We start from the raw sequence: 23,482 nt of genomic DNA, 5'->3' as shown, positions 1-23,482 counted from the left end.
GTTCCCCTGAATAGGTGGGCGGTGGACGAAGTTTTGAATGAATCGCCACTCCGTGCCGCCCCAGCGCGTTGGCACGTCCCGTTAACTGTTGGCGTGATCTTGATTGCAAAGTGCTCTGGCGAGTTGCTCCAAATCTTTCTTCACACCAACATGATGGTTCAGTTCTAAGGCCCGACTCAGTGAACAATAAGCCGGTTGTGGCAGGCCATTATCCCGCTGACTGTAACCGAACCATTTATACAACTCGGCAAGTACCTTGTCGGGCATATCCTGATCGTGAGTCAGGTATATCGCTCGCTCCAGCGTGGCAAGGGACATCGGTGACTTGGCGGTATAGCAACGCTTGGCTGCATCGGCAATTTCCTCGGCAATAGCACAGCCTGTTGTACGCGAATGCGTTTCTGGCATGGAGAGCCGATACCGCAAAGCATACTCTGCGATGTCCAGCGCCCCGTCGTAATCACCGGCATCAATACGCCACAGCAAGATATACATCAGTACATCATCCTGCCCACCACGGCCACCCTGTAAAACGCCCGCTACCCACGGCGCATAACGGGGCAGAAACTGCCGTTTCAGTTCGGCCTTGCGTTCCATCGACTGAATACGCTTAAGCTGTCGGCGGTCTTGCTCCAACATCAGCAGCATCTGGTTATAACCACCGTTATTCTGCAAGCCGGGGCCATTCAGTTGAGCCGCTTCTTTCGCCTGCAAGTGCATCCGGTGACGTTGCCACGGGCTAGCCATTCTGGCTCTCATTATCAAAAACTGTGTTTTGCTTGGTCACAATATTGATAGATTGCGGCTGTCCAGTCTGGCTTTTCGCCGCCAGCATTTCGATATTTTCAATCAGGGCCACGCCGCGATAATCCTCAACGACATATGCTTCATTCACCGATTCGTAGTTTTCGATGCGATCACGTTTGGGGTTATCCAACATCGAACGTCGGCGAGTGCCTTCCTGATAGTAAATGGACAAATTATCCAGACGGGAGATAAACAGCGCTTTAGGCGGGAAGTACGGCACCCGCACCGCAGGCAAGTTACCAATGCGTTTCTGGCTGATAATCACGTCCGCCGCCATTCTCTCGGTGTTAGGCTGTACCTGATTGACCAGCGGGAAATATTTGTCAGCCAGCAATTTACGACCACAGATAACCACCAGTTCGGTGTCGTCCTGATATTCCGGATCAATGGCATTGTTGACCGCATCCATGACCAATGCATCAAGATTATTGAAATCGCCGCCATCGCCGACACGGATAATTTTGGCAATCACTTTGCCGTTATCGTCGGTGATACTGCTCATCACATGATCGGGGGCATCCTGCCGGACTTTTTGCAACCAGCCGATATTCACATCTTCCAACATCGGATACTGCATCCTGTTTGAGGTCTTGGCGCGCTTCACCCCGTTCCAGCCGATCATAATGCGATCCAGTGCCTGACGTCGGATAATGGCGTTACGGATACGTAGCTGGAAATCCTTGAACTTCGCCCACAAGTCCAGTTTTTTATAAGTTAGGCTTGTATCAAAACTACCGGACGCAATCAGATTTTTCTCTCTGCCAGTAAGGCTCAGGCCCACGTTTTTAAGCAGTACATTCTGGAAATGGCACGGGAAGTAAACGTCGAACTAAAAGGCGATCCAATCACCTTGAGCAATGGCGCCACGCTGTACTTTCTCGGTACCAATGCCCGCACCGCACAAAGCTATCACGGTAATCTTTATCTAGATGAATATTTCTGGATACCTAAATTTCAAGAACTGCGCAAAGTAGCGTCTGGTATGGCGATGCATAAAAAATGGCGCCAGACCTATTTCTCTACCCCGTCCAGCCTAACCCACAGCGCTTACCCATACTGGTCGGGCAAACTGTTTAACCGTGGCCGCGCCAAGGCCGATCGCAATGACATTGATATTAGCCATCAAGCATTAGCTAATGGCCTGCTATGTGCCGATGGTCAGTGGCGGCAGATTGTCACGGTTGAAGATGCAGTCAGGGGCGGCTGTAACCTGTTTGATATTGACCAGTTACGGCTGGAATACAGCCCGGACGAGTACCAGAACCTGCTGATGTGTGAGTTTATGGACGATATCGAATCCATTTTCTCACTGCAACTGATGCAGGGTTGCATGGTTGATAGCTGGGAAATCTGGGACGATGTGCAACCCCTGATGCTACGCCCCTATGGTTATTACCCTGTCTGGATCGGTTATGACCCCGCTAAAGGTGGCGAGAATGGCGACAGTGCCGGCTGTGTCGTAGTCGCTCCACCGCTAGTACCAGGCGGCAAGTTCCGCATCCTTGAACGTCATCAGTGGCGTGGAATGAACTTTCGCGCCCAATCTGACGCCATTAAGCGACTAACGGAACAGTATAACGTCGAGTATATCGGCATTGACTCGACTGGCGTCGGACATGGAGTTTACCAAAACGTCAAAGAGTTTTTCCCATCCGTGCGGGAATTTGTCTATAACCCCACAGTTAAAAACGCCCTGGTACTTAAAGCATGGGACATTATCAACCATCGCCGGCTGGAGTTTGACGCCGGCCAGACCGACATTGCACAAAGTTTTATGGCTATCCGTCGTTCTACTACCGCCAGCGGCAACCGCCCGACCTATGAAACCAGCCGCAGTGAGGAAGCCAGTCACGCAGATCTGGCATGGGCCACCATGCACGCCCTGTTTAATGAACCAATTACTGGTGACACTCCCCACCATAGAAATATTGTTGAGGTTTACTGATGAGCCGTAAAAGCAGAAAACGCAGCCCGGCGGTGAAAACCACAGCCACCGCCAGCTCGTCCACATCTATTGAAGCATTTACTTTTGGCGACCCGATCCCCGTCCTTGACCGGCGCGAGGTGTTTGATTATCTGGAATGTGTGCTGGTCGATAATTGGTATGAACCCCCGATTAGTTTTAACGGGCTAGCACTGTCGTTTCGCTCTGCACCGCACCACAGCAGCGCGGTATATGTGAAACGCAATATTTTAACCAGCACGTTTATTCCGCATCGCTTACTGAGTCGGCAGGCGTTCGACTCATGGGCGCTGGACTTTATGCTGTTTGGTAATGCTTACCTTGAACAACGCAAGAATCGCCTCGGCCAGCCTTTAAAGCTGAATCACTGCCCGGCCAAATTCACCCGACGCGGTAACGACTTGGACACCTACTGGTTTGTAAAATATGGCTACAACAGCCAACCATACCCGTTCCCAACAGGGCAAGTGTTTCATTTGATTGAACCTGATATTAATCAGGAACTCTACGGCCTGCCGGAATATCTAGCCGCACTGCCGTCGGCATTACTGAATGAATCGGCTACGCTTTTTCGCCGCAAGTATTACCTGAACGGTTCCCATGCAGGTTATATCCTGTATATCAGCGACGCGTCGCAAAACCTGTCCGATATCGACAATATCCGCGATGCGCTGAAAAATTCCAAAGGGCCAGGTAATTTCCGTAATCTGTTTCTGTATGCCCCCGGTGGCAAAAAAGACGGTATCCAAACTATTCCACTGTCTGAAGCAGCAGCTAAGGATGAATTTTTAAATATCAAGAATGCCAGCCGCGACGACATACTGGCCGCGCACCGCGTACCACCGCAGATGATGGGGATTATTCCACAGAATACCGGTGGCTTTGGCGATGTTGAGAAGGCGGCCAAGGTGTTCGTGCGTAATGAACTAATGCCATTGCAAAGTAAGATGAAACAATTAAATGATTGGATAGGGGAAGACGTGATCCGGTTTGAACGGTATTCGTTGGATCTGGATGAAGACGAATAGCCCGCGTTATTGATTGTGAGGCCGCCTACTGAGCAGTCTTTTTTTGTCTGGAAGAAATATAGTTTCAATAAATAATTATTACATTATGAAATTTGAGACCAGCACAGCTACCAGACGCCACCGCGCACAGTCGTGACCCCGCCGCGCCTGCCTACTAAATATAGTGCTTTTTATGCACCTGTAAGGAATCGTTAAAAGCGCAGCAGTACTGGTGCTTGGTGGAGCATGAGATCCTTGTTTGATCTTGCGGATTGGTGCGGGGAATGGGGGGATTGTGCACCCTTTGCGCACCCGCAACAAAAGAATAAAAAACGATCACTTTGTTAATGATAAGGATATTTTGATATCGTTAACACCACAGGCACGCGCATAGCGACTGAGCGTATCAATGGATGCCTTAACGATATTTCTTTCTATTTTTGATACAGTCGGTGGTTTGATACCCATTCTTTCAGCAACCTGAGCGCTGGTCAGCCCAGCATGTTTTCGCCATTCAGTCAGCATATTCTGCATCTCAATCGCTAACTCAAGCTCTTTCTCCTCTTCCGCTAACATGGCTTTAAATCGGAGGTTTTCTTTAGTTCTTTCCTCAATATAGAGGTCTAAGTCATCACGCATCATATTTCCTCTTAATCTCTTGATGGTTCTGTCAGTTCATTTTTCCGCGCAATCGCTATCCTGAGTTCATTCAGGGGAGTAGCATTAGTTTTTTTCACAAAGCATCGTAACAGATAGATTTTCTTCCCTGTGGCATAACAAAAAAAACTTCTGGCTATTCCGTCTTTGGCTTTTGCTCTCAACTCAAACAGCCCTTTATATCCCTCTATCGGTTTTGAATGCGGCTCTCTCAGGCTGGTTGGGTTTTCCCTCAAACGCTTAATTAACGCGACCATGCGCAATTCCAGCGAGTCAGGCAGTGATTTTAATTCTTCCTTAAAAGCATCATGAAACTTAATTTCAAACATTCGGCAATCCCCTATTAATGCCTAAATAATAGTCTTTTAGCTAAATTAGCGCAAGGGCTAAGTTAGCCCTTGCGCTAATAATCTCTAGCCTCGCCAAAGAAGCAGCATTCCGTCACCGGATGCGGATCAGCAACGCCAGATATGCAACCACCTCATAGGGATCGTGCCCCGGTCGTTTCAGTGAACAATTTCGATTTAACGAGATAATTCGTCATTTCCTAGAGTGATACTCCGTTGTAGCGCATCATTATTTATTCCTCGCTTACATTAAAATTCGTTTCCCAATCCATTCCATTACAGGCACAGCCATTGAATTTCCGATTGCCCGGTAACGGTGACCATCAGGACAATCAGCCGAAGCCTTGCCATTCCACGGAATTTGGGTGTGATTATCGGGAAAACCCTGCAACCGCTCACACTCAACAGGCATTAAACGGCGCACGACACCCTGCGTTGCGATCAGATCAGTGGCGCTTTTATCGTCTCTGGCTCTCAGGGTTGAGAAAATATCATCCGTTCGGTACTCACCAAACGAAAACAGCCGGTATGTTGATATCAGCCCACTGCCACGCTGAGAAAACAGCTCCTGATTGCTCATTCCAATACCGCTAACGTCGTGGCTCTGGTTTAATGTCGGATGTGGGTTTAGTCCTGACTCCCAGTGACTGCCGATAACAGCACGGCTTCCAGCATTTCCGGTAACTGTTTCCCTCGCCGTTTTGCGCGGTTCAGAATCCCGGCGCATGCTGCCTGGCTCAAAAAGTATTTTTGCGGGACAGATGTCTGTTCTAGCACTTGCGACAACAAACACACGGCGACGTCGTTGGGCCACTCCGAAATATTGAGCATCCAGCACTCGCCATGCAACGGCTCTTTGTGGTCCAGACACATAACCTGAGTTCGTCCATTTCTTCCTTGACGGCTGCAATGGTTCATCTTCTCCGGTAAGCCCCGCAAGAAAACAACCAAAGGCATTATCTTTACTGGATAGAACTCCGGGGACATTTTCCCAGACGATAATTGAAGGCTGTTCGCCGTTTGCTGCTCTGACGAAATCAATGACATTTGCCAACTCCACGAATGATAATGTTAGTTTTCCCCGCTCATCGTCCAACCCATTACGCAGACCTGCAATGCTGAACGCCTGACAGGGTGTACCACCAACCAGAATATCCGGCGCATCGGCCTGATTTTCGGTAATCATAGCGGAGATTTCAGTCATATCCCCCAGATTTCGGACATAAGGCCAGTGATATTGCAGTACCGCGCTGGGGAATTTTTCGATTTCACTGAACCATGCCGGAGACATACCCAGCGGTTCCCATGCCACACTGACTGCTTCAATACCGGAACAAACCGAGCCGAAACGCATATTCACGATAGGTTTTTCCTCATTTCACCAATATTCTTAATCCGCTGCCGCAACACATCGCGGCGTTCCTCCCTCTGCCGCTCCGTCTCTATCGGAATAAAACTTCCATCCGCTCGTAACTTGAACGACTGTTCACCAATGTTAATTTTTCCCCCAATGATTAATGACTTCGCCATAGCCCGGCAAAAATCCATCCCGATTGAATCCACATAATCGATAATTTTTTCGACTAACCGCTCACCCCCGCTGACCGTACCGTAACTCCCCGTACAGTTATTGACAGAACTCGAACTCCAAGGGGCAGAAACCCCCAACCCCCTCCCTTTAACATCAGCGTTAACCTTCGGCACAATTTGCCATTTGATCTCACGAGTAAGATAAGAAGAGGATTCCCCGATACGGGGTGAGTAGACACCTGAAATACGTTGTACATCCTCACCGTAGTCATTGCCCTGTTCGGTGATTTCATAGGACAGACGCACTGTTAAATCTTTCCGTGCCACCAATGGCCCACCCTGAAATTCGGTGTAAGCGAACCAATCCCCCACATCCGCAGCAAATCGGACATTATCCATATCTGCATCAGACAAGATTTGCTCATCACCACTCAAACGACGCAATTCTCGCCAGACGGAAACCGGTGCACCGCCGATCTGCTGAAACTGCCGGATACGCCAGCGACTCGCCCAGGCAGAAACAGACCGTGACATATCCTTAAGAAGTTGACCTGTTTCCCCATCCTTTTCACCGTCCAGTGCGTAACCGTCGATATTCTTAGAGATGTACTTGGCGATATAGCCCGTGGCCGAGCCTTTTGTCTTATCGATAGGCTTCACATGGAATCGTGCTTTAAGTGCCTTTTGCCCCTGTAATTCTTCTGAATCTTCCAACCGGGCGTAATAACACATGATGTCACGCATTTCATCGACATGTTCAGGACACATAAACAGCAACATGTGCCAATGCGGCGTCCCATCATGGTGAGGTTCAACTACACGAAAACCGAAGGCGCTGATCCCCGCACGGGAATAAGCCGCCCTGATTTTCGCCCAGACGTTGCACAGATATTTTTGTGTATCACGGGGACTGGCCCCGTTCCAATTTGAAACAAAGCCACCGACATTATGGACAGCGTGATATTTTGATGGGGCCGTGATGGTATAAAATTCACCGACATAGCCGAGTTCGTCGGCCAAATCTTCAAAACCGCGCATTCTCACCATCAATTCACTACGGCGGACAGCGGGATTAGCCACACTACCGAGTACCATATCTTCCAGCGGCACCCTGTCGCCCTGTTCATTCTCAACATCAAACTGTTTGATAAAATCCCAATTGCGGCGCTTCTGTTCTAACCACTCACGCAGCGTACTACGGGAAACATAGGGAGAAGCTGATTTCTGCACTTGACCTACCGCGATAGCCATATGCTCGGCGCGAATGTCACGCATTCTTTTCAAGCGGGCATACCACCATTGATCCGACATCATGCGCAGGAGACCAGCACATAACTGATCGATTGTGGCGCCTTCCCTGCCTTTGGTGAACTGCTGCCAGTAAGGTGCTGTAGTGCCGACTTGTTGAGTCAGTTTCGCTAGTAACTTATAAACACGGATAAAGCGCTGGTTAGCTTCCTCCTCGTTTACAGGTTGCTGGTCAACATACTGTGCAGATGCATTTTCATAGCTTTCAGCCATGAAACGGGCAATTTCCCACGCAAGCTGCCTGATATCTCTACGATCCAGTGTGACCAGTTTTTCCAACTGCTCAATAAAAGGAAATGGAGTAACACCTGATACATGATGTTTGAATTGATAACGTTCAGTGACTTTATTTAGCCGTGGTAATACGTTCTCACTAAACTGACGCAAAAACGCATTAGCACGACGACGACCATTGCATCCCGACTGGGTAAATATTTTTTTGTACCGGGTAGCAAAATAGAGCGCCAAAAAATCAGGCATATCACCGATAATTTTATGACGCCAGTCATGATCGTCAGGGTTCACCTGCCACATAATCTGTTCAGCTAACGTTGATTCGCGGGGCAAACCGGGCTTGAACATCTCATATTGCAGGCATTTTGACTTCTGGCAATCGCTGTTGTGTTCCTGCAACAAGTCGATTAACTCACTCATGCACTCGCCTCTAACGTCGCAATAATCTCTATTGCTGGCTGACAGTCGCCATTAGCGGCAATGGTGCGCGGTGCTTCTATATCATGGATAGTGAACCCCAGATCGGCATAAAGTTCTTTAGCTTCAATGGAATTGGAAACGGTAACAAGAACACCCAATAATTCATTGAGCTGTTTCAGAGAAGTAGCAAGCTCCTGATGGTCATTATGAGAAAAACCATTTTTGCAATACTGAGTGAAATTAACGCCTTTGGTGAAATAGGGAGGATCGCAATAAACCACATCCCAAAAATCAACTATTTTCAGTATTTCGCGCCAATCGGCACAATGGATAGAAGTAATCTTGGATTTCTTAGCAAACGCCAGTATTTCTACTTCGGGAAAGTAAGGTTTTTTACAGTTCCCAAAAGGTACATTGAATTCACCTTTTGAGTTATAACGACACAGGCCATTAAAGCAATGCCGGTTTAGAAATAGAAATACCGATGCGTGCCATATCTGTGATTTATATTTTACATCGTCAGAATTAAATAAATCTCTCAGACAATAAAACCCATGTTCGCTATTAAAATACGAAAACCAGTCTTGCGCAGAATTTATAAACCCATCACAATTATCTTTGATGCACTGATACATATCAATTAAGTCGCTGTTGGCATCCGCAATTAAATACGCATCATATTGAGTATTCATCATCACAGAACATGAACCTGCGAACGGTTCAACCAATCGTTGACCTGCTGGCAAATAGGGCAGCAATTTATCCATAATGCGGACTTTGGAACCTACCCACTTCAAGATAGTTTTATTCACCAATTCATATACTCCGATAATGCTTATGTTTCAGTTCAAAAACTTCCTGACATGCGACGCAGCGGATGACTCCAGCGATATTCATCCGGCGTTCCACGGGGATGGGTTGGTTGCACTCTTCACATTCAAACGCAGAGACACCGACAAAGCGGTTTACATGCTCTGATATTCTGCGCTCTAGCGTTTCCTCAGCATGTTGGCAAGCACGGTCAATTTCCCTAGACACTCTCCAACTCCCGTGCTTCGTGTTCTATTTTCTCGGCTTCACTGTTCAGCAATGCAGATGAAGCAGCATAATCCAATTTATTTGCCACAATATGCGCTGCGATTTTTAACAGACGAGAAGAAGAACGCTCTGCTAATATCTTACGTTCATCTTCTCTATTTCTTTTAATTAATTGCTCTATATTCATTTTTTATTTCCTATTTTTAGGCAATAAAAACCCTGCGAATTTACGCATTAATTTCTTAAATTATGCTTTAAATTAATATTGGGCTGATTTTGGCAATGCCAATTTATCTGGCAATATAGACGCCACAGCCCGAAGTTGATTAATTGCCAGTATTAATGAGCGCCGCTCCTCTATTGTTAATTCCTTAAACTCGACGTGATAACGTTCTTTATCAAAACCTGCCAAGTGAAAAATTAAATGCAAAACCCGTTCATTATTTCTAACGCGATTATTTGTGCGATCGCGCATAGTTTCAATGAAATCTGCTAATTTGTTATTATTTCCTTTATTATCACAAAAATACCAATTACGCGCCTCAGATGCTTTATTGAGACCATCGATTTTCTCATCCAGTGTTAAGACAACCGCACGGCACGGTTCTGTATTCGCCATTTCATCACCTGTAAATAAAAACTAATAACGGAGTTAATATCACAGTTGCCAAACCAATTACCGAAATTACGAAATATCTGTAATGATTCTTTTTTTTGAAATCATCGCCAGTTAATTTATATTTATTCTGGATTCTTATTAACTCGTTCATTTATTTTTCTCCTGTAAAGCTGCCTTGCGAAACTGATGGCTTGTTTTTTTGAATCGAACCGGCCATAAGAATATTCGCCATCACTGACCTGATATCGAGTAATGCGAATGACTGCGTTCTTGCGTAAAGGCCGAATAAGTAATTTTCCAAATTTTACCCGCCTTTTCGCCTTAGCTATTAGCAACTGCATCTTTCAACATGGCAATCATATTAACTTCGACTCTATCTTTAGCCCTTGCTTTTGGTCTGATAATGATCCGACCATCGGCAACCATTGCACGGCATGTATTGAAAGGGATTTCTGTAATTTTGGAATATTTTTCTAATGAAACGTATGCCGATTCGACTTGGATGTTAATGGTTACATCTCCCATATACATCTCACTGAAAATTCTTTACAGCACTTAAATAAATAATGCGAGCCATGCTAGATACTGAACGGCTTTCTCTGGCTGCAATAGTATTCAATTCTTCGTGTTCATAGCTGGATAACCGCATAACAACCGGGTTTTTAGAGGCAATCCCTCTCGGCAATCGTGACCGTTTAGCATGCTTATCTTGTGTCATAATGTTATATTGTGATCCACTAAGTTACCTTAACAATCATTAGACACAAAAAAATGGCCACCATTGGTTCTAGACTACGTGAAGAAAGAATGAAATTTAATCTAACCCAAGTTGAGTTAGCCGATATAGGGGGAATACATAAGAACACCCAAGGTAACTATGAAAACGATCAAAAGTCCCCGGATGCCAAATATCTAGAACGAATAGCAATATTAGGGATAGATATTTTATACATAATTACAGGGGTACGTTCTGTTCAGTCTGATATGTCAGCAGAAGAAAGAAACCTCATTGAGAATTACCGCGCTATGAACGATGCGGCACGTTTAAACATACAGGCGGTTGGCGATTCGTTCGCGCAATCAAACCCCAATAGAAATGTAGGAAACAAATAGTTACGACTCTAAACCATATGATTGAATTTATCAATATTTAGAGTCGTAAGTATTTTTATTATTTCTATATAAAATTAATTACATAGAGAATAAAACCAATAGTGAAAATTAAGCATAAAATATCAATGGCTCTTATTTTTGGAAAAACAACTCGAAAACAAGCAAAAAAACAACCTCAACCTATTTGCGGATGAAACTCTTAAATTATATGAAAACAATAATTAATGTGGATTACTGTTTACTTTTTTCCTTCAATAAGAAAAATAAAACCATTCCTGTTCTTGATATCCCTTATTGTTGAGAATATAGCGTTCCTAACAACAATATATTTACCTATGGTAACAGAAAAAGCGATTTTTGAGTAAAAAACAATTTAATTCATTTCAGTATAGATGAGAAACGACAAAAATGAGTCACATAGGCGTTATTGCCTTATATACAGACGAAGCTTTGTTAAAAGAACTTTTTATTGAATTTGATAAGTTTCAAATAACAGTTGATTCAATAGTGTACTTATTAGCGATTCCCGCTTTTATCAAACCTATTCTTACTTTTCTTAAAGATAATCTGAAATATCTTGATGGCCTTATAAAAGCACTAGATGAGGAAAAATAATTAATTATGGCAATTAGTAAACTCCCTAACGGTAAATGGTTATGTCAATGCTTCCCTGACGGTCGTAATGGCCGTCGTGTCAGACACCAATTCACAACAAAAGGTGAGGCGATGGCATATGAAAGACAATTGCAACAAAAACAAGTTATCAATGTTGATACATCTAATATTCAGAAATTAAGTGAGCTGGTCAACCGATGGTATGAATTACACGGAAAAACGTTACGAGATGGCTCAGCCCGTAAAACAAAATTAGAAGCTGTATGTGAGAGATTAAATAATCCACTCGCTACGGATTTTGATAAAAATATGTTTGCTGTTTATCGTGAAGATAGATTAAACGGCAAATGGTATGGACTGGAATATATTTTATCGATAGGCTTTTTATAACTAAATACAGTTAACAATCAAAATTATCAGTCTAAATACATTCTTTTTATGAAATAAATTACTATTCTAATGTAATGATCTCATATTGTAACTTCGGTTTAAATATCCCTGTTCTAATAACGTCTAGAAACATCAAATATAGATAAATTAACAGGAAAACTCACATGTCAATAATGACCACACCTAAAGAAAGTCTTATTCGCTTATCAGAAGTTCAGAGCAGAACAGGTTACAGCAAGGCGTGGATTTATAGACTTATCGGAGAAGATAAGTTCCCGAAGCAAATTAAAATTGGCACTCGCTCAGTTGCTTTTCTTGAATCAGAAGTTGATGGCTGGATAGATCAACGTATCGCTGAATCTCGCGGAGTGGTAACACAATGAAAGCAGAAAAGGGTAGCACAGCGAATGCTACCCTTAACTTGCTATCTTTTAGAGAGTTAGTTAACCATCAGATTTATTGTTGGTTGGTTCAGCCTTTTGGCTCTACACCCAGCCTTTCTAATTCTTTGCGGCCTAATGTTTTTAACCAATTACCTAAAGTCATTCCGGCATCGGACGCAGCATCTTCAAACTGTGCTTTTAATTCTGGTGTTATTCTAATTTGGAAAGTGGGAATGTTATTCCTATCTCTGAGATTACCGGAACGCCTGACACCATCATCATTACCGAAGGCTACGCGACCGCTCTCACTGTCAGCCAGTTACATGATGGTATAGTACTGGCTGCGATTGATGAAGATAATTTACTGACTGTGGCTGAGTTAGTCAGAAAGCAATGGCCTGAATCGAAAATCATTCTTGCTGCTGACAATGACTGGCACGCACAAGACGAACGGGACAAAAACGGCAAGCTAAAAAAGAACGTGGGCAAAATTGCCGCAAAGAAAGCCGCCAAAGCTATTGATGGATGGGTAACACTGCCACCGACAGAGCATAAAGCCGATTGGGACGATTATCGCCAGCATAACGGCATAGAGGCAGCAAAGCGGGCATTCAGCAACGGATTATATCAGGTTGGGGAGAAAAAACTCATGGAAGCAGAAGCGGTAGTGATCCACGAAACTAAGCCCCAAAAGGCCAATAATAATCTGGCACAAATGGCAGCTAGTCAACGCGGGGCATTGCTGGTTGAGCATTATAGAAAAGTCGCGGTACATTCTGAAAGCGAAACGGTCTATCACTATAACGGCACAACATGGGCAACCGTATCGGATAATGAGCTGCGTCGCGCAATGGTGGCAATCTTCGACCAGCACGACACCCCTTACAGCCCAAACGGGATAAACAACGCTATCTGTGCCATGAAATTGCAGGTGCCAGTTATTGGCGAACAGCGGCAGGATTTGATCGGCTTCAGCAATGGCGTGTATGCGTTATCGACACAGCAATTTACCCCGCACCAGCCGGAACACTAGTTAATGAATCATAATGGCATTGCATTCACCCCGCCTGCTGTCGGTGAAAACCTGCCGGATCATGCCCCTGATTTTTACCGTTGGTTATCCCATGCAGCGGGACAGAATGAAAACAAGGTGAATCGTATCAAAGCTGCCCTTTTTATGATTCTGGCAAACCGTTATGACTGGCAGCTATTTATTGAAGTCACCGGCGAAGGCGGTAGCGGTAACAGCGTGTTTACTTATATCGCCACCTTGCTGGCAGGAGAACATAATACCGCCAGTGACAATATGAGAGCGCTGGATGAAGCGAGAGGCCGTTATCAGTTTGTTGGCAAGAACCTGATTACGTTGCCCGATCAGGTTAAATATGTCGGTGAAGGCGCAGGCATTAAGGCCATTACCGGCGGCGACCTGATTGAAGTTGACGGAAAATACGAGAAGCAATTTTCTACTATCATCAAAGCCGTGGTATTAGCCACCAATAACGAACCCATGAGCTTTACAGAACGTAATGGTGGCATTGCACGGCGGCGGATGATATTCCCGTTTAATATTCCGGTCAAAGAATCCGAGAAGGACTCACAATTGCCGGAGAAAATCAGTCGTGAACTGCCGGTGATTATTCGTCACTTATTAAACGAATTTGCCGACCAGAATAAGGCTAAGAAACTGCTACAGGCGCAACGCGATTCTAACGAAGCGTTAACGGTAAAGAGTCATTCCGATCCGTTGTATCGCTTTTGCGGTTATCTGGTGTCTGTCAATGATGTTACCGGCATGAAGATGGGTAATAAGAATATCAGCCCGCGCGCACCGAGATTGTACTTGTATCACGCCTATCTTTCTTTTATGGAAGCGCACGGCTTTGAACGTCCGTGACGAAGTTTGGTGAATCTATCCCCAAAATTATGCTGGAATACCGGAAGGAATATCGGAAAGTGCGCACCAAGAAAGGTTATTCTTATAACGTTGAGTTATCGGAAGAAGCCGAAGAATGGCTACCGTCAGTGCCTAAGTGTCGAGATTTCAAGTCATCTACATAAAACTTTTGGCTTTAGGTCTGCATTCCATACACCATTTCAAGTATCTAACTGTATTTAAAAAAAATAATAGATGTATAGTTATTTTTTAACCATACATCTACTATACATTCTCTTCATTAATCTAAAAAGTGGGTGAACAGATGATACAGTCAGTGAATATCATATTAATTGCATCAAACCAAGATGTAACAAGGCTTTCAGGGTATTGTGCAGAGGGTGTATAACAGAGGAGGTGAAAAAGATTTTTAAGGGGTAGGAAAAAAGCTATTATTTAAGAACTTGTTGCATTAGCTATCACTTGCTCTGGCAGAACGCCCCAGACAAAAAAGCATGTAAGTACAGTAAAAAAATGGAGCCGATGTTCGGGCTCCATTACTCATTGTATGATTAGTTCGTTTGCTTAAGTGTGTGGGCCAAGGAATCGATCGCCATTCAAATGTATCATGTGAGTCGGAGCATCGGCGACCCAAACCTCCGTTTCCCACGATAGATCCATAAGATACTTTGCCATCACTTTACGGTCAGGGAATGCGGTGACATATACCAACCCGGGTTTAGCATTCGCAAATAATTTTGCTAATTCGCCGTGGCGTTTTCCATCAACTGGGCCATGAGATGTAACAGACTCGATTAACAGCAACCAATTACGCTCTTTCCAATAAAGAACAACATCAGGCAATTTTCCTTTGCGGTCAACAATGACACCCAACTCTGCAAGTCGCTCTTTACGGAAATGAGCTTCTTTCTCACCGGTATCTCCGATATATATAACTTCGGCTTCTGGGGCGAAGCGAGGCCCAAACTCAACAATGATATCCTTGATCAGCTGGCTATGGGAACCAGGGCTTAAGATTAGATCTGTACCATCGTTCAGCTTTAGAGGGAGCATTTCCATTTTTCTCGCCATGGCATATTGTTCAACCAAGGTGGAAATATTGCCCATATGCTCCTTGATTGATATATCCCATTCAGGAGTACCGTAAGTTAACAATACAGTGTGTAATTCAGGCGCTAATTGATAGCAGGATTTAGGTGAGTTAACAGCCCGATCAGGTTCATCAGGATTGTATAAAGCGATTCCGCCATCGCAGAATTGGTGAAGTGTTTGTCGGCGGAAAGTTTCACGTGTGTTCGGCGCATATTCTTTGCCATATACATCTCTGCACCAATCCATAATCGGAGTAACGCCTATCATAGGCCTTTGAATTTCTTCCCAACTCCCATCAGGGTGAAGGTCAAGTAGCGCGAGTAAGGTCAGAGCTGAACGTTCATTTATTTGAGCACGAGGCATTCCCAGCAAGCGCAATATTTCAAGAGATTGCTCGATTTTTTCTTGCGCTTTAAGTGGATCAGTAGCTTTTCCTTCTGTCATCAAGTCTAACTCCCTATTAATGATTTCATCAATTTGGTTACTATTAAGAATTTCATCGCTCAACTCACGGCCCATTTTCCGTAAAACTTTCAGTGAAGGATAGTGAATCGATCTCAAATCTGAGGCATTTACTTGGGTGTGCCCCCCAAATTGGCGGTAATATTTGTCCAGTAAAGTGCAATTCAAATAGACATAAAGCCCACGGGCAAGATCTGCATCCATACCAGCTTTTTTAATATGGAAAACGTTGGTTTTATTTTCAAAACCGATCAAATCACCCGGAAGGGATGAATCATACAATGTAGCCATGATTCGCTTTTTTTCATCCTTGCTACTAAACCTTTTTATAATCAAGAAGTAACCTTCATTCTTCCAAAGCCATGACCGCGATGAATCGGAGACCCTTATAGCATTTGGTTTTTTCCCGTCGAGAGGCCAATGAACTTTCCCATTTAAATGCTGGGGGAAAATAAGCGGCACTGATTCAGAGTCCAAATTTTCGCGGAGGTCGTCTCGAAGTCGGAAGTTGACTACCGGCCCTGTGCTAACCTGAATTTTTAGATCATCTAAAGTTGATGTGAAAGGTGACAATCTTTCAATAATACCTTGTTCTCTTGGACTTACTGCGATATGAATGAATTTTTGTTTATCCGCAGGATTTACTATCTTGTCGATGGAAACCTTACGTTGAGTCATATCCGTTGCTGTTATTTGCCCTGTCTCTTCATCAAGATGAAAATCGGACGTTGGGCTTGAAGTGATTGTTACTTCACCCTGTGAAACACCTTTGATACAGTGAACGATAATATTTTCTTGAAGAACTTTATCTTCTGCAAAAGCAGTATTACGAGAGTCAAAAATATGGATGTGCTTGATGGACGTTTCTGAAAGTAATTGTTCACGGAAAGGTTGATAATACGGGCCATTACAGAAAGACCGTGGAATGATTGCCACCAACTCGCCTCCCTGCTTCAACTGTTTTAAAGCTAAGGCAACAAATCCTGAGTATAAATTAACCGTTTCTATACCTGCATTGCTCAGCGAAATTCGATGAGCGCTGGAAGATAGAATTTTTTTGTATGGTGGGTTCATAATCACATGGCTATACGTTTCAATCTCTTCACTATTGAAAAGATTTTCCACGAGTAGACTTGTATCAATAATGTAGTCTGTTTTGTTAACCTTATATGAAAAATTTTCCCCAAACTCCTTACTACAGGCTTCCAATGTTTTATCTAGGAACGGTAACATCACATCTTCGATGTCGTAGACATCAAGCTCTATCCTTTCGACTCCCAGGCACAAAGCTCGATCGATAAATGCAGCTGAAAGCGACCCCACCCCACAGCCGGGGTCAAGTAGCTTTACGTTACTCTTGATGTTGTCGAATAGACTTGCCAAGAACAAACAAATTGGTGCTGGGGTCATAAATTGACCGAACGCTGATTTGGTCTTAGGATTGAGCAGCTTACTCGCTTCTTTTCTGTTTTGTTCAGCCAATTCCAACAGGCGCATCATATTCCTACTTAGTTACAAAAGTTCAAAACTACAAATTGTTCTTTCCCAGAGATGATCCTGAGAATCAAAACGCTTCACTGGATGGCAATGTTACTACAAATAGATAATAGAAGAAGATTGATCTGACCCAAGATTAGATACAACGCTCAATTAGTAATGTCCACTTTTGGAACCAAGCAGGCTGTCAGATTACACAAATAATAGGCCTTTGTTTAGACCTGTTTCTAATTTTGTGTAATCATCCATCATAAATAGATAACTTCACATTATTTTTCATAGCGTTAAAAATTATAGCTAATTTAATCCGACATACCTTATATCAAAACACTATGAAAAAATTACTCAAATTACGCCAACAAAAAACCGATTTAACCCAACAAATGCGTTCACTACTCACCAAAGCCGAAAACGAAAAGCGCTCACTCAATGCCGATGAAGCCAAACAGTTCAACGAATTGCGCAGCTAGTCCGACACATTGAATACTGAAATTGCCCGTTATGAAGCGCTGGCTGATGAAGAACGCAGTCAGGCAAAAAACCAGCCGACCAGCAAAAAACTTAGCAATGACGAACTGCGCCACTATGTTCTGACTGGCGAAACCCGCGCCTTATCTACGGGTGTTCCATCAGACGGTGGTTATACCGTTATTCCAGAACTGAACAAACAAATCATGCAACAACTGACAGATGAGTCGGTTATGCGCCGGATCTGTTCAGTGAAAACCACACGCAGCAATGAATATAAACAGCTTGTTTCGCAGCCGTAGCACACGGCGAAGAAGGTAAGGCACGCGGTGAGACTGCTACACCGAAGATGGAAGAAGTCAGCATTAAGCTATTCCCCATCTACGCCTACCCTAAAACCACCCAAGAAATCATCGATTTTAGCGATGTGGGTATCTTAGGTTGGTTGACCGCTGAAATTGCCGACACGTTTGTTGATACCGAAGAAACGGATTTCGTCAGCGGTGACGGCAGTAAAAAAGCGAAAGGCTTCCTGTCTTATCCCCGTGATACCCAAACTGACAAGATTCGCGCGTTTGGCACATTGCAAAAACTGGAAGTTACCGCGGCCTGATTGACCTGAAATTCTTACTCAAGAACAAATACCGTAAAAATGCCGTCTGGGTGATGAACTCCTGCACAGCCGCTCAGGTGCAGAAGCTGAAAAACGGCAATGGTGATTATATCTGGCGGGAACGTTTACAGGAGGGTGATCCGGATATGCTGCTGAGGTTGCCTGTCCACTATCTCGAATTTATGCCAGAAGGTGTGATCGGTCTGGGTGACTTCAAGCGTGTCTATTTCATTGTTGACCATGAAACCGGTATTCGTACCCGCCCTGGGCACCAAATGAAAACTTGCTGTAAAACAGTTGGTTAGAAATAAAAGGCCACCGTTAGGTGGCTTTTTTTATGACACAAATCACTTTCGGAATATTTTCAGAATATCATTTCAGAATATGTTTTTTCAAAACTGAATAAACATTCATCCTTATATACCTAATAGATTTCGAGTTGCATCGCGACGGCAAGGGAGCGAATCCCCGGGAGCATAGAGAACTATGTGACCGGGGTGAGTGAGTGCAGCCAACAAAGAGGCAGCTTGAAAGATAACGGGTATAACTATCTATTAATAGCAATAAGGGCCAAACGGACACATCATTATGCTGCCCTTACAATGTAGTTAAATGCGATATTACGAGGGCGATTCTCTGAGGCTACAGGAACAACTCTTGACGCCAGGAATCCAAAGCCGTATGGAGTATCCGTGTCAGAAATATTTACCGATTTGAAACTGCCATCTGTAGCTATTCCAAGAACTTGACTAGCATAAAAAGCCCCTCTTGTTGCCAAATGATAGTTTGGGGCTATCATGCCAGCGAATGAACCCTGAATATTTCGGATAGCATCCCCCTGATCAGTTAAAATTCTACGGCCACTATCAACACCTCGTCTATCATCCCAACCCCGAATAAATTCCCCTCTCAAATCAGGTAATTTACCATCAGGATAAGCTTCTGCTAATTTTGGAAATTTTGACTTATCAAAAACCGCCCCATTACACTGCAACCACTCAGCAGGCGGTATGGCAGTCGGCCAAGGAACAGGAATACCTACAGGAATGTTAGAGATATCTGAAATCTTCTGCTCTAATGCTTTATTTAATTGAGCAGTAAGTTTGGTTATATCACCATGATCCAAAACATCCTCGCCAGATTGTTCGGCAATAAAATTAGCTACGACGGCTGATATAGTTGATGATTGATGAAATACCTTATTTAACAAATGAGAAGGAATATCATTTGGCGGAAATTCTGTCTGCAAATCCGGACTTACTTCATATTTCTCTTGACTCACTACATTTGCATTATTACTAATAAAAAAATCTTTAAAATCATGCTTGGGACTCATATGTCCTCCTTGAATTAAATAACATTATTTTACAATTAATATATTCAATTATTGTAAAAATGATTTATCGCAGTTCACATCAATCAAAGTCTAGTTCAAAAAAATAATAATAGGACTTTATTCTCAATGAGAATATTAACTATTTTTGTATAATTGGTTATAATAGGCAATTCAATATCAATAAGTTACTATTCTCTCCCCTCTTTCATTTCTTACTATAATTTTTCTATTTCAAGTTATAGACTGAATTTCTTTCCGTATCCTAATTCCAACATCAACAAAATCATTGTATGAATGACCTGTTTATTCAGGTCATTTTTTCATTACCTCGGCTGTTCCGGCCATTCAATATCGGGAGACAGCGAAATATTTACTCTATTGAGCATTACCCTGTATTTTTTCCATCTCAGTAAAGCAGATTTTTCTACTTCGGTAGCGATATCTAAATCAACAGTATCTTGCAGTAATGCAATGGATTCATTCGCGTGTCGCAACAGAGTTACACGCCGCTGCTCCGCTTGTTCAATCTGATTTGCTTTTAGGGCTACATTATCAGTGACCCATTTTGTGCCATCCCATTTATCAAAATCGGTGGCAGGTTGCTTTAAGGTCAGAGTCTTAGGTAATTCACCCAGTTCAGTAATTTCCTGTTGAGTTCGTGTTAACGTATCGTAAGCTATTTTTCCCCGATAATCAGGGACAATTTCCCAACACTGACCATCTACACTGCGACAAACAGCCTTATCGTGAGAATCGGAAAGCTCTGGCGCGTCGGGATAAGCTCCGGCTGACAGACTGACACCGAGCATGACATATTCGATATCAGAGTTTATGAATTCTCGGGTAATTTGATTCGTGTGATAAACTTTTATCCAACCGGGTTGAATAGCTAAACCATCTTTACCCAATACGGCTGTTTCATGTTCTAAAGAGTATTTTTGTTCTGTCATGATGTTACATGCTGCTGCTCTTACTATGTAGTTAAATGCTATATTGCGGGGCCTTGATACTCCTATATATGCAGAATTCGCAGTCCAATCTGTCTGAGCTTTATAATATACAGCTTTTACCGAAATATTGTTATTTCGGGGAATATCCCATTGCAATTTTGTGAGCTCATTACGCGAGGGGGTAATTATAAAATTACTCGCCCGATCAACATTCTGTACCAAATAAGCCCCTTCCTGCCACGACAATATTGAACGAGATGGATCCACATTTCGACCACTGTCCCAGCCACGGATAAATTCGCCTCTTAGATCGGGCAATCTGCCATCAGGATAAACTTCGGCTAACGTTGGATACTGCAACTTATTAAAAAATGCACCATTACAAACGAGATAGTTGATAGGTGGATAGGGTAACGGCCACGGAATGGGAGAACCCACAGGTACATTAATTTCCTCACGTAATGAATTTATTATTTCCTGAACAAGCTTTTGTGTAACAGCCAATGTATTGCTATCGCCAATCACATTGGTAAGCTGAACAATACCTTTCTGTGTTAATGAGGCATCAGGAACCTTTGTTGTCATTTTCTGTTCCAGCGCTCTATTTAATTGGGTGGTGAGTTCACCTATATTCCCATCGTCCAGAACATCATTGCCCGATTGTGTGGCGATAAAATTAGCGACTACAGAGGATATCGTGGAAGACTGACGTAATGCCTTATTTAGCATATCAGTGGTAATACCATCTTGTGGAAATCCAGTTTGCAAACTCTGACTTTCTTCATATTTTTCCTGGCTAATCACATTAGCATTATTGCTAATAGAAAAAGCCTTAAAATCATTTTTTTTACTCATGCACTTACTCCTTAAGCAAAATAATATTTTTTATAATCAACATATTTAATTACTGTAAAAACAATCCACCTGTAATTCATTCAAATTAAAGTCTAGTTCAGAAAGAAGAGTAATACAGCATTCCTATTTATTAGGAGATTGACTGTTTTTATATAATTAACCGCAATAAGTAATTAAATATTTTAGAATCGAAAACATATCCAAACCATTTATATTTAATATCTGAAAACTATTTTGCTCTTATTCCTTCTATCTCTTCTTGTAACTCCTTCTATTTTAAGTTCCAAGATGAATCTTCCGGAATTTGGACACGAACATCTAAACGATAGTATTCTGAAATGCCACAGAATTCTCTATCTTCATAAAACATACATTCATTGTTCTCATCAATACAACTTAAATCACCAGTTCTGAAAACGAGTCGGTAAATGAGAGTGCTGACTTTTTAAGCTGCCTGCACGGCAGTACACCTTTTGTTACATATTAACCCCAAGCTATTGAATGTTGAAGAGTAATCATTATAAAAAATAAAAAACCCTTTTTTACGAGACAAATAATATTTACTTAAAAATCAATAAATTAAAATTTACCTTTAAAAAAGGGTCAAAATTCCCTCCATCCAAGTAGAACAATCTCTACTGCTATTTCTGATTTAAAGGGTATTTTGTTCAGTCATTATGCTGCTCTCACTATGTAGTTAAATGCTATATTGCGGGGCCTTGATACCCCTATAAATGCAGAATTCGCAGTCCAGTCTGTCTTAACTTCATAATGTACAGCTTTTACCGAAATATTGTTATTCTGGGGAATATCCCATTGCAATTTTGTGAACTCATTACGCGAGGGGGTAATAATAAAATTATCAGTCTGATCAACATTCTGTACCAAATAAGCCCCTTCCTGCCACGACAATATTGAACGAGATGGATCCACATTTCGACCACTGTCCCAGCCACGGATAAATTCGCCTCTTAGATCGGGTAATCTGCCATCAGGATAAACTTCTGCTAACTTTGGATACTGCAACTTATTAAAAAATGCACCGTTACAAACGAGATAGTTGATAGGTGGATAGGATAACGGCCACGGAATAGGAGAACCAACAGGAATTTCATTGGCTGTTTTAATCCGGTTATCTATCTCTTCGCGAGTATATTCGCGTAATGAATTTATTACTTCCTGAACAAGCTTTTGTGTAACCGCTAATGTATCGCTATTGCCAATCACATTTGTAAGCTGGACAACACCTTTTTGTGTTAATGAGGCGCTAGGAATGTCTGTTGTAATTTTTTGTTCTAACGCTTTATTTAATTGAGTGGTGAGTTTGGCTATATTTCCATCATCCAAAACATCATTGCCAGATCGTGTCGCGATAAAATCAGCCACGACAGATGATATGGTTGACGCTTGACGTAATACCTTATTTAACAAGTGAGTGGGAACATTATCTGGTGAAAATCCAGTCTTCAAACTTTGGTTTTCTTCATATTTTTCTTGATTTACCACATTCGCATTATCACTAATAGAAAAAGCCTTAAAATCATTTTTATAACTCATGTATTTTCTCCTGAAATTAAATAATGTTATTTTATAATCAATATATTGAATTATTGTAAAACACCCTCCTTGCAATTCACGCCAATCAAGTCTAGTTCAGAAAAAAAATAATGCAGCGTTCTTATTACTTATAAGGTTAATTATTTTTATATAATTAGCAGTAATTGAAGTTGTGTCTGTATTTACTATTATACAAATATACCCTTCATCTTTCAAGCTGCTGCTTTGTTGGCTGCTTTCACTCACCCCAGTCACATAGTTATCTATGCTCCTGGGGATTCATTCACTTGCCGCCGCGCTGCAACTCGAAATCTATTAGGTATA

The 23,482-nt window shown here is 42.8% G+C and carries 21 protein-coding genes and 4 pseudogenes; 8 read left to right on the top strand and 17 right to left on the bottom strand.

The genetic code is table 11. The features are described 5' to 3' along the window. Positions 1-81: 81 nt before the first annotated feature. Complete coding sequence (gene gpM / locus KZ793_RS05740; protein ID WP_225814231.1) at positions 82-747, bottom strand: phage terminase small subunit; 666 nt, start codon at positions 745-747, stop codon at positions 82-84. Then, positions 740-1,588: a phage major capsid protein, P2 family gene (locus tag KZ793_RS05735; RefSeq protein ID WP_225814230.1), complete on the bottom strand. Its 849-nt coding sequence runs from the start codon at positions 1,586-1,588 to the stop codon at positions 740-742. Before KZ793_RS05735 ends, gpM begins: the two co-directional genes overlap by 8 nt. Between KZ793_RS05735 and KZ793_RS05730 the strand changes: the two are divergent. Then, positions 1,541-2,752, top strand: a pseudogene (locus tag KZ793_RS05730) (terminase large subunit domain-containing protein); the annotation flags it as partial. The gene KZ793_RS05735 and the pseudogene KZ793_RS05730 overlap by 48 nt on opposite strands. After that, positions 2,752-3,798 (top strand): phage portal protein, encoded by a 1,047-nt coding sequence (locus KZ793_RS05725; RefSeq protein ID WP_225814229.1) that lies wholly within the window; start codon positions 2,752-2,754, stop codon positions 3,796-3,798. The pseudogene KZ793_RS05730 and the gene KZ793_RS05725, both read left to right, overlap by 1 nt. Before the next feature lie 315 nt (positions 3,799-4,113). On the opposite strand, the gene KZ793_RS05720 is transcribed toward KZ793_RS05725, so the two are convergent. The 10 genes from KZ793_RS05720 to KZ793_RS05675 all read right to left on the bottom strand — a co-directional run bounded on the left by KZ793_RS05720 (position 4,114) and on the right by KZ793_RS05675 (position 10,648). Continuing rightward, positions 4,114-4,419 (bottom strand): helix-turn-helix domain-containing protein, encoded by a 306-nt coding sequence (locus tag KZ793_RS05720; protein ID WP_225814227.1) that lies wholly within the window; start codon positions 4,417-4,419, stop codon positions 4,114-4,116. Positions 4,420-4,427: 8 nt separating this feature from the next. Continuing rightward, positions 4,428-4,763 (bottom strand): type II toxin-antitoxin system RelE/ParE family toxin, encoded by a 336-nt coding sequence (locus tag KZ793_RS05715; protein WP_015836364.1) that lies wholly within the window; start codon positions 4,761-4,763, stop codon positions 4,428-4,430. A gap of 262 nt (positions 4,764-5,025) precedes the next feature. Continuing rightward, positions 5,026-6,135 carry a DNA cytosine methyltransferase gene (locus KZ793_RS05710; protein WP_450091397.1) on the bottom strand — a complete coding sequence of 370 codons (1,110 nt, stop codon included), beginning with the start codon at positions 6,133-6,135 and terminating at the stop codon, positions 5,026-5,028. Between the two features lie 2 nt (positions 6,136-6,137). Continuing rightward, positions 6,138-8,273, bottom strand: a complete 2,136-nt coding sequence (locus tag KZ793_RS05705) for a replication endonuclease (protein ID WP_397443578.1) — start codon at positions 8,271-8,273, stop codon at positions 6,138-6,140. Further along, complete coding sequence (locus KZ793_RS05700) at positions 8,270-9,085, bottom strand: DNA adenine methylase (RefSeq protein WP_317987443.1); 816 nt, start codon at positions 9,083-9,085, stop codon at positions 8,270-8,272. Before KZ793_RS05700 ends, KZ793_RS05705 begins: the two co-directional genes overlap by 4 nt. Before the next feature lie 4 nt (positions 9,086-9,089). Continuing rightward, positions 9,090-9,311 carry a TraR/DksA family transcriptional regulator gene (locus KZ793_RS22645; protein ID WP_225814223.1) on the bottom strand — a complete coding sequence of 74 codons (222 nt, stop codon included), beginning with the start codon at positions 9,309-9,311 and terminating at the stop codon, positions 9,090-9,092. Continuing rightward, entirely contained in the window at positions 9,304-9,498 is a 195-nt protein-coding gene (locus KZ793_RS05690; protein ID WP_225814221.1) for a DUF2732 family protein, read from the bottom strand. The genes KZ793_RS22645 and KZ793_RS05690 overlap by 8 nt, the downstream gene beginning before the upstream one ends. Positions 9,499-9,570: 72 nt before the next feature. Continuing rightward, positions 9,571-9,930 carry a DUF5347 family protein gene (locus KZ793_RS05685; RefSeq protein WP_225814219.1) on the bottom strand — a complete coding sequence of 120 codons (360 nt, stop codon included), beginning with the start codon at positions 9,928-9,930 and terminating at the stop codon, positions 9,571-9,573. 321 nt (positions 9,931-10,251) lie between these two features. Next, positions 10,252-10,455, bottom strand: coding sequence for a DNA-binding protein (locus KZ793_RS05680; RefSeq protein WP_225814217.1), 204 nt, complete (start codon positions 10,453-10,455; stop codon positions 10,252-10,254). Positions 10,456-10,462: 7 nt separating this feature from the next. Continuing rightward, on the bottom strand, positions 10,463-10,648 hold the full coding sequence (locus tag KZ793_RS05675) for a hypothetical protein (RefSeq protein WP_225814215.1): 186 nt from the start codon (positions 10,646-10,648) through the stop codon (positions 10,463-10,465). Positions 10,649-10,701: 53 nt separating this feature from the next. Between KZ793_RS05675 and KZ793_RS05670 the strand changes: the two genes are divergently transcribed. The 5 genes and pseudogenes from KZ793_RS05670 to KZ793_RS05650 form a co-directional block, all read left to right on the top strand. Further along, the gene (locus KZ793_RS05670; RefSeq protein WP_225814213.1) at positions 10,702-11,043 is read left to right on the top strand and encodes a helix-turn-helix domain-containing protein; all 342 of its coding nucleotides are present in this window, start codon (positions 10,702-10,704) and stop codon (positions 11,041-11,043) included. Positions 11,044-11,451: 408 nt separating this feature from the next. Further along, positions 11,452-11,658, top strand: a complete 207-nt coding sequence (locus KZ793_RS05665; protein ID WP_225814211.1) for a hypothetical protein — start codon at positions 11,452-11,454, stop codon at positions 11,656-11,658. Between the two features lie 6 nt (positions 11,659-11,664). Further along, positions 11,665-12,048, top strand: coding sequence for a phage integrase (locus tag KZ793_RS05660; protein ID WP_225814209.1), 384 nt, complete (start codon positions 11,665-11,667; stop codon positions 12,046-12,048). A 164-nt stretch (positions 12,049-12,212) separates the two neighbouring features. Beyond that, entirely contained in the window at positions 12,213-12,431 is a 219-nt protein-coding gene (locus tag KZ793_RS05655) for a helix-turn-helix transcriptional regulator (protein WP_225814208.1), read from the top strand. A gap of 223 nt (positions 12,432-12,654) precedes the next feature. Then, positions 12,655-14,492: pseudogene (locus KZ793_RS05650) on the top strand (primase-like DNA-binding domain-containing protein); the annotation flags it as partial. Positions 14,493-14,892: 400 nt separating this feature from the next. Here the strand turns inward: KZ793_RS05650 and KZ793_RS05645 are convergent. After that, on the bottom strand, positions 14,893-17,379 hold the full coding sequence (locus KZ793_RS05645) for a BsuBI/PstI family type II restriction endonuclease (protein ID WP_225814206.1): 2,487 nt from the start codon (positions 17,377-17,379) through the stop codon (positions 14,893-14,895). 332 nt (positions 17,380-17,711) lie between these two features. Between KZ793_RS05645 and KZ793_RS05640 the strand changes: the two are divergent. After that, a pseudogene (locus tag KZ793_RS05640) lies at positions 17,712-18,765 on the top strand (phage major capsid protein). A 281-nt stretch (positions 18,766-19,046) separates the two neighbouring features. Here KZ793_RS05640 and KZ793_RS05635 read toward each other — a convergent pair. From KZ793_RS05635 to KZ793_RS05620, 4 genes and pseudogenes are all read right to left on the bottom strand, one after another. Further along, the gene (locus tag KZ793_RS05635; protein ID WP_225814203.1) at positions 19,047-19,796 is read right to left on the bottom strand and encodes a phage tail protein; all 750 of its coding nucleotides are present in this window, start codon (positions 19,794-19,796) and stop codon (positions 19,047-19,049) included. Between the two features lie 323 nt (positions 19,797-20,119). Further along, positions 20,120-20,746, bottom strand: coding sequence for a tail fiber assembly protein (locus tag KZ793_RS05630; RefSeq protein WP_225814346.1), 627 nt, complete (start codon positions 20,744-20,746; stop codon positions 20,120-20,122). A 225-nt stretch (positions 20,747-20,971) separates the two neighbouring features. Continuing rightward, positions 20,972-21,601: pseudogene (locus tag KZ793_RS05625) on the bottom strand (phage tail protein); the annotation flags it as partial. Positions 21,602-22,276: 675 nt separating this feature from the next. Continuing rightward, on the bottom strand, positions 22,277-23,158 hold the full coding sequence (locus KZ793_RS05620; RefSeq protein ID WP_225814201.1) for a phage tail protein: 882 nt from the start codon (positions 23,156-23,158) through the stop codon (positions 22,277-22,279). Positions 23,159-23,482: the final 324 nt, after the last annotated feature.

It is taken from the genome of Photorhabdus antumapuensis (assembly GCF_020387775.1).
Lineage (GTDB): Bacteria > Pseudomonadota > Gammaproteobacteria > Enterobacterales > Enterobacteriaceae > Photorhabdus > Photorhabdus antumapuensis.
This window is presented reverse-complemented; position numbering and strand designations above follow the sequence as displayed.

Coding starts and splice junctions, on each gene's coding strand:
- gpM (WP_225814231.1), bottom strand. CDS start 747: ATGGCTAGCCCGTGGCAACGTCACCGGATGCACTTGCAGGCGAAAGAA.
- KZ793_RS05725 (WP_225814229.1), top strand. CDS start 2,752: ATGAGCCGTAAAAGCAGAAAACGCAGCCCGGCGGTGAAAACCACAGCC.
- KZ793_RS05720 (WP_225814227.1), bottom strand. CDS start 4,419: ATGATGCGTGATGACTTAGACCTCTATATTGAGGAAAGAACTAAAGAA.
- KZ793_RS05715 (WP_015836364.1), bottom strand. CDS start 4,763: ATGTTTGAAATTAAGTTTCATGATGCTTTTAAGGAAGAATTAAAATCA.
- KZ793_RS05710 (WP_450091397.1), bottom strand. CDS start 6,135: ATGCGTTTCGGCTCGGTTTGTTCCGGTATTGAAGCAGTCAGTGTGGCA.
- KZ793_RS05705 (WP_397443578.1), bottom strand. CDS start 8,273: ATGAGTGAGTTAATCGACTTGTTGCAGGAACACAACAGCGATTGCCAG.
- KZ793_RS05690 (WP_225814221.1), bottom strand. CDS start 9,498: ATGAATATAGAGCAATTAATTAAAAGAAATAGAGAAGATGAACGTAAG.
- KZ793_RS05685 (WP_225814219.1), bottom strand. CDS start 9,930: ATGGCGAATACAGAACCGTGCCGTGCGGTTGTCTTAACACTGGATGAG.
- KZ793_RS05680 (WP_225814217.1), bottom strand. CDS start 10,455: ATGGGAGATGTAACCATTAACATCCAAGTCGAATCGGCATACGTTTCA.
- KZ793_RS05675 (WP_225814215.1), bottom strand. CDS start 10,648: ATGACACAAGATAAGCATGCTAAACGGTCACGATTGCCGAGAGGGATT.
- KZ793_RS05670 (WP_225814213.1), top strand. CDS start 10,702: ATGGCCACCATTGGTTCTAGACTACGTGAAGAAAGAATGAAATTTAAT.
- KZ793_RS05665 (WP_225814211.1), top strand. CDS start 11,452: ATGAGTCACATAGGCGTTATTGCCTTATATACAGACGAAGCTTTGTTA.
- KZ793_RS05660 (WP_225814209.1), top strand. CDS start 11,665: ATGGCAATTAGTAAACTCCCTAACGGTAAATGGTTATGTCAATGCTTC.
- KZ793_RS05655 (WP_225814208.1), top strand. CDS start 12,213: ATGTCAATAATGACCACACCTAAAGAAAGTCTTATTCGCTTATCAGAA.
- KZ793_RS05645 (WP_225814206.1), bottom strand. CDS start 17,379: ATGCGCCTGTTGGAATTGGCTGAACAAAACAGAAAAGAAGCGAGTAAG.
- KZ793_RS05635 (WP_225814203.1), bottom strand. CDS start 19,796: ATGAGTCCCAAGCATGATTTTAAAGATTTTTTTATTAGTAATAATGCA.
- KZ793_RS05630 (WP_225814346.1), bottom strand. CDS start 20,746: ATGACAGAACAAAAATACTCTTTAGAACATGAAACAGCCGTATTGGGT.
- KZ793_RS05620 (WP_225814201.1), bottom strand. CDS start 23,158: ATGAGTTATAAAAATGATTTTAAGGCTTTTTCTATTAGTGATAATGCG.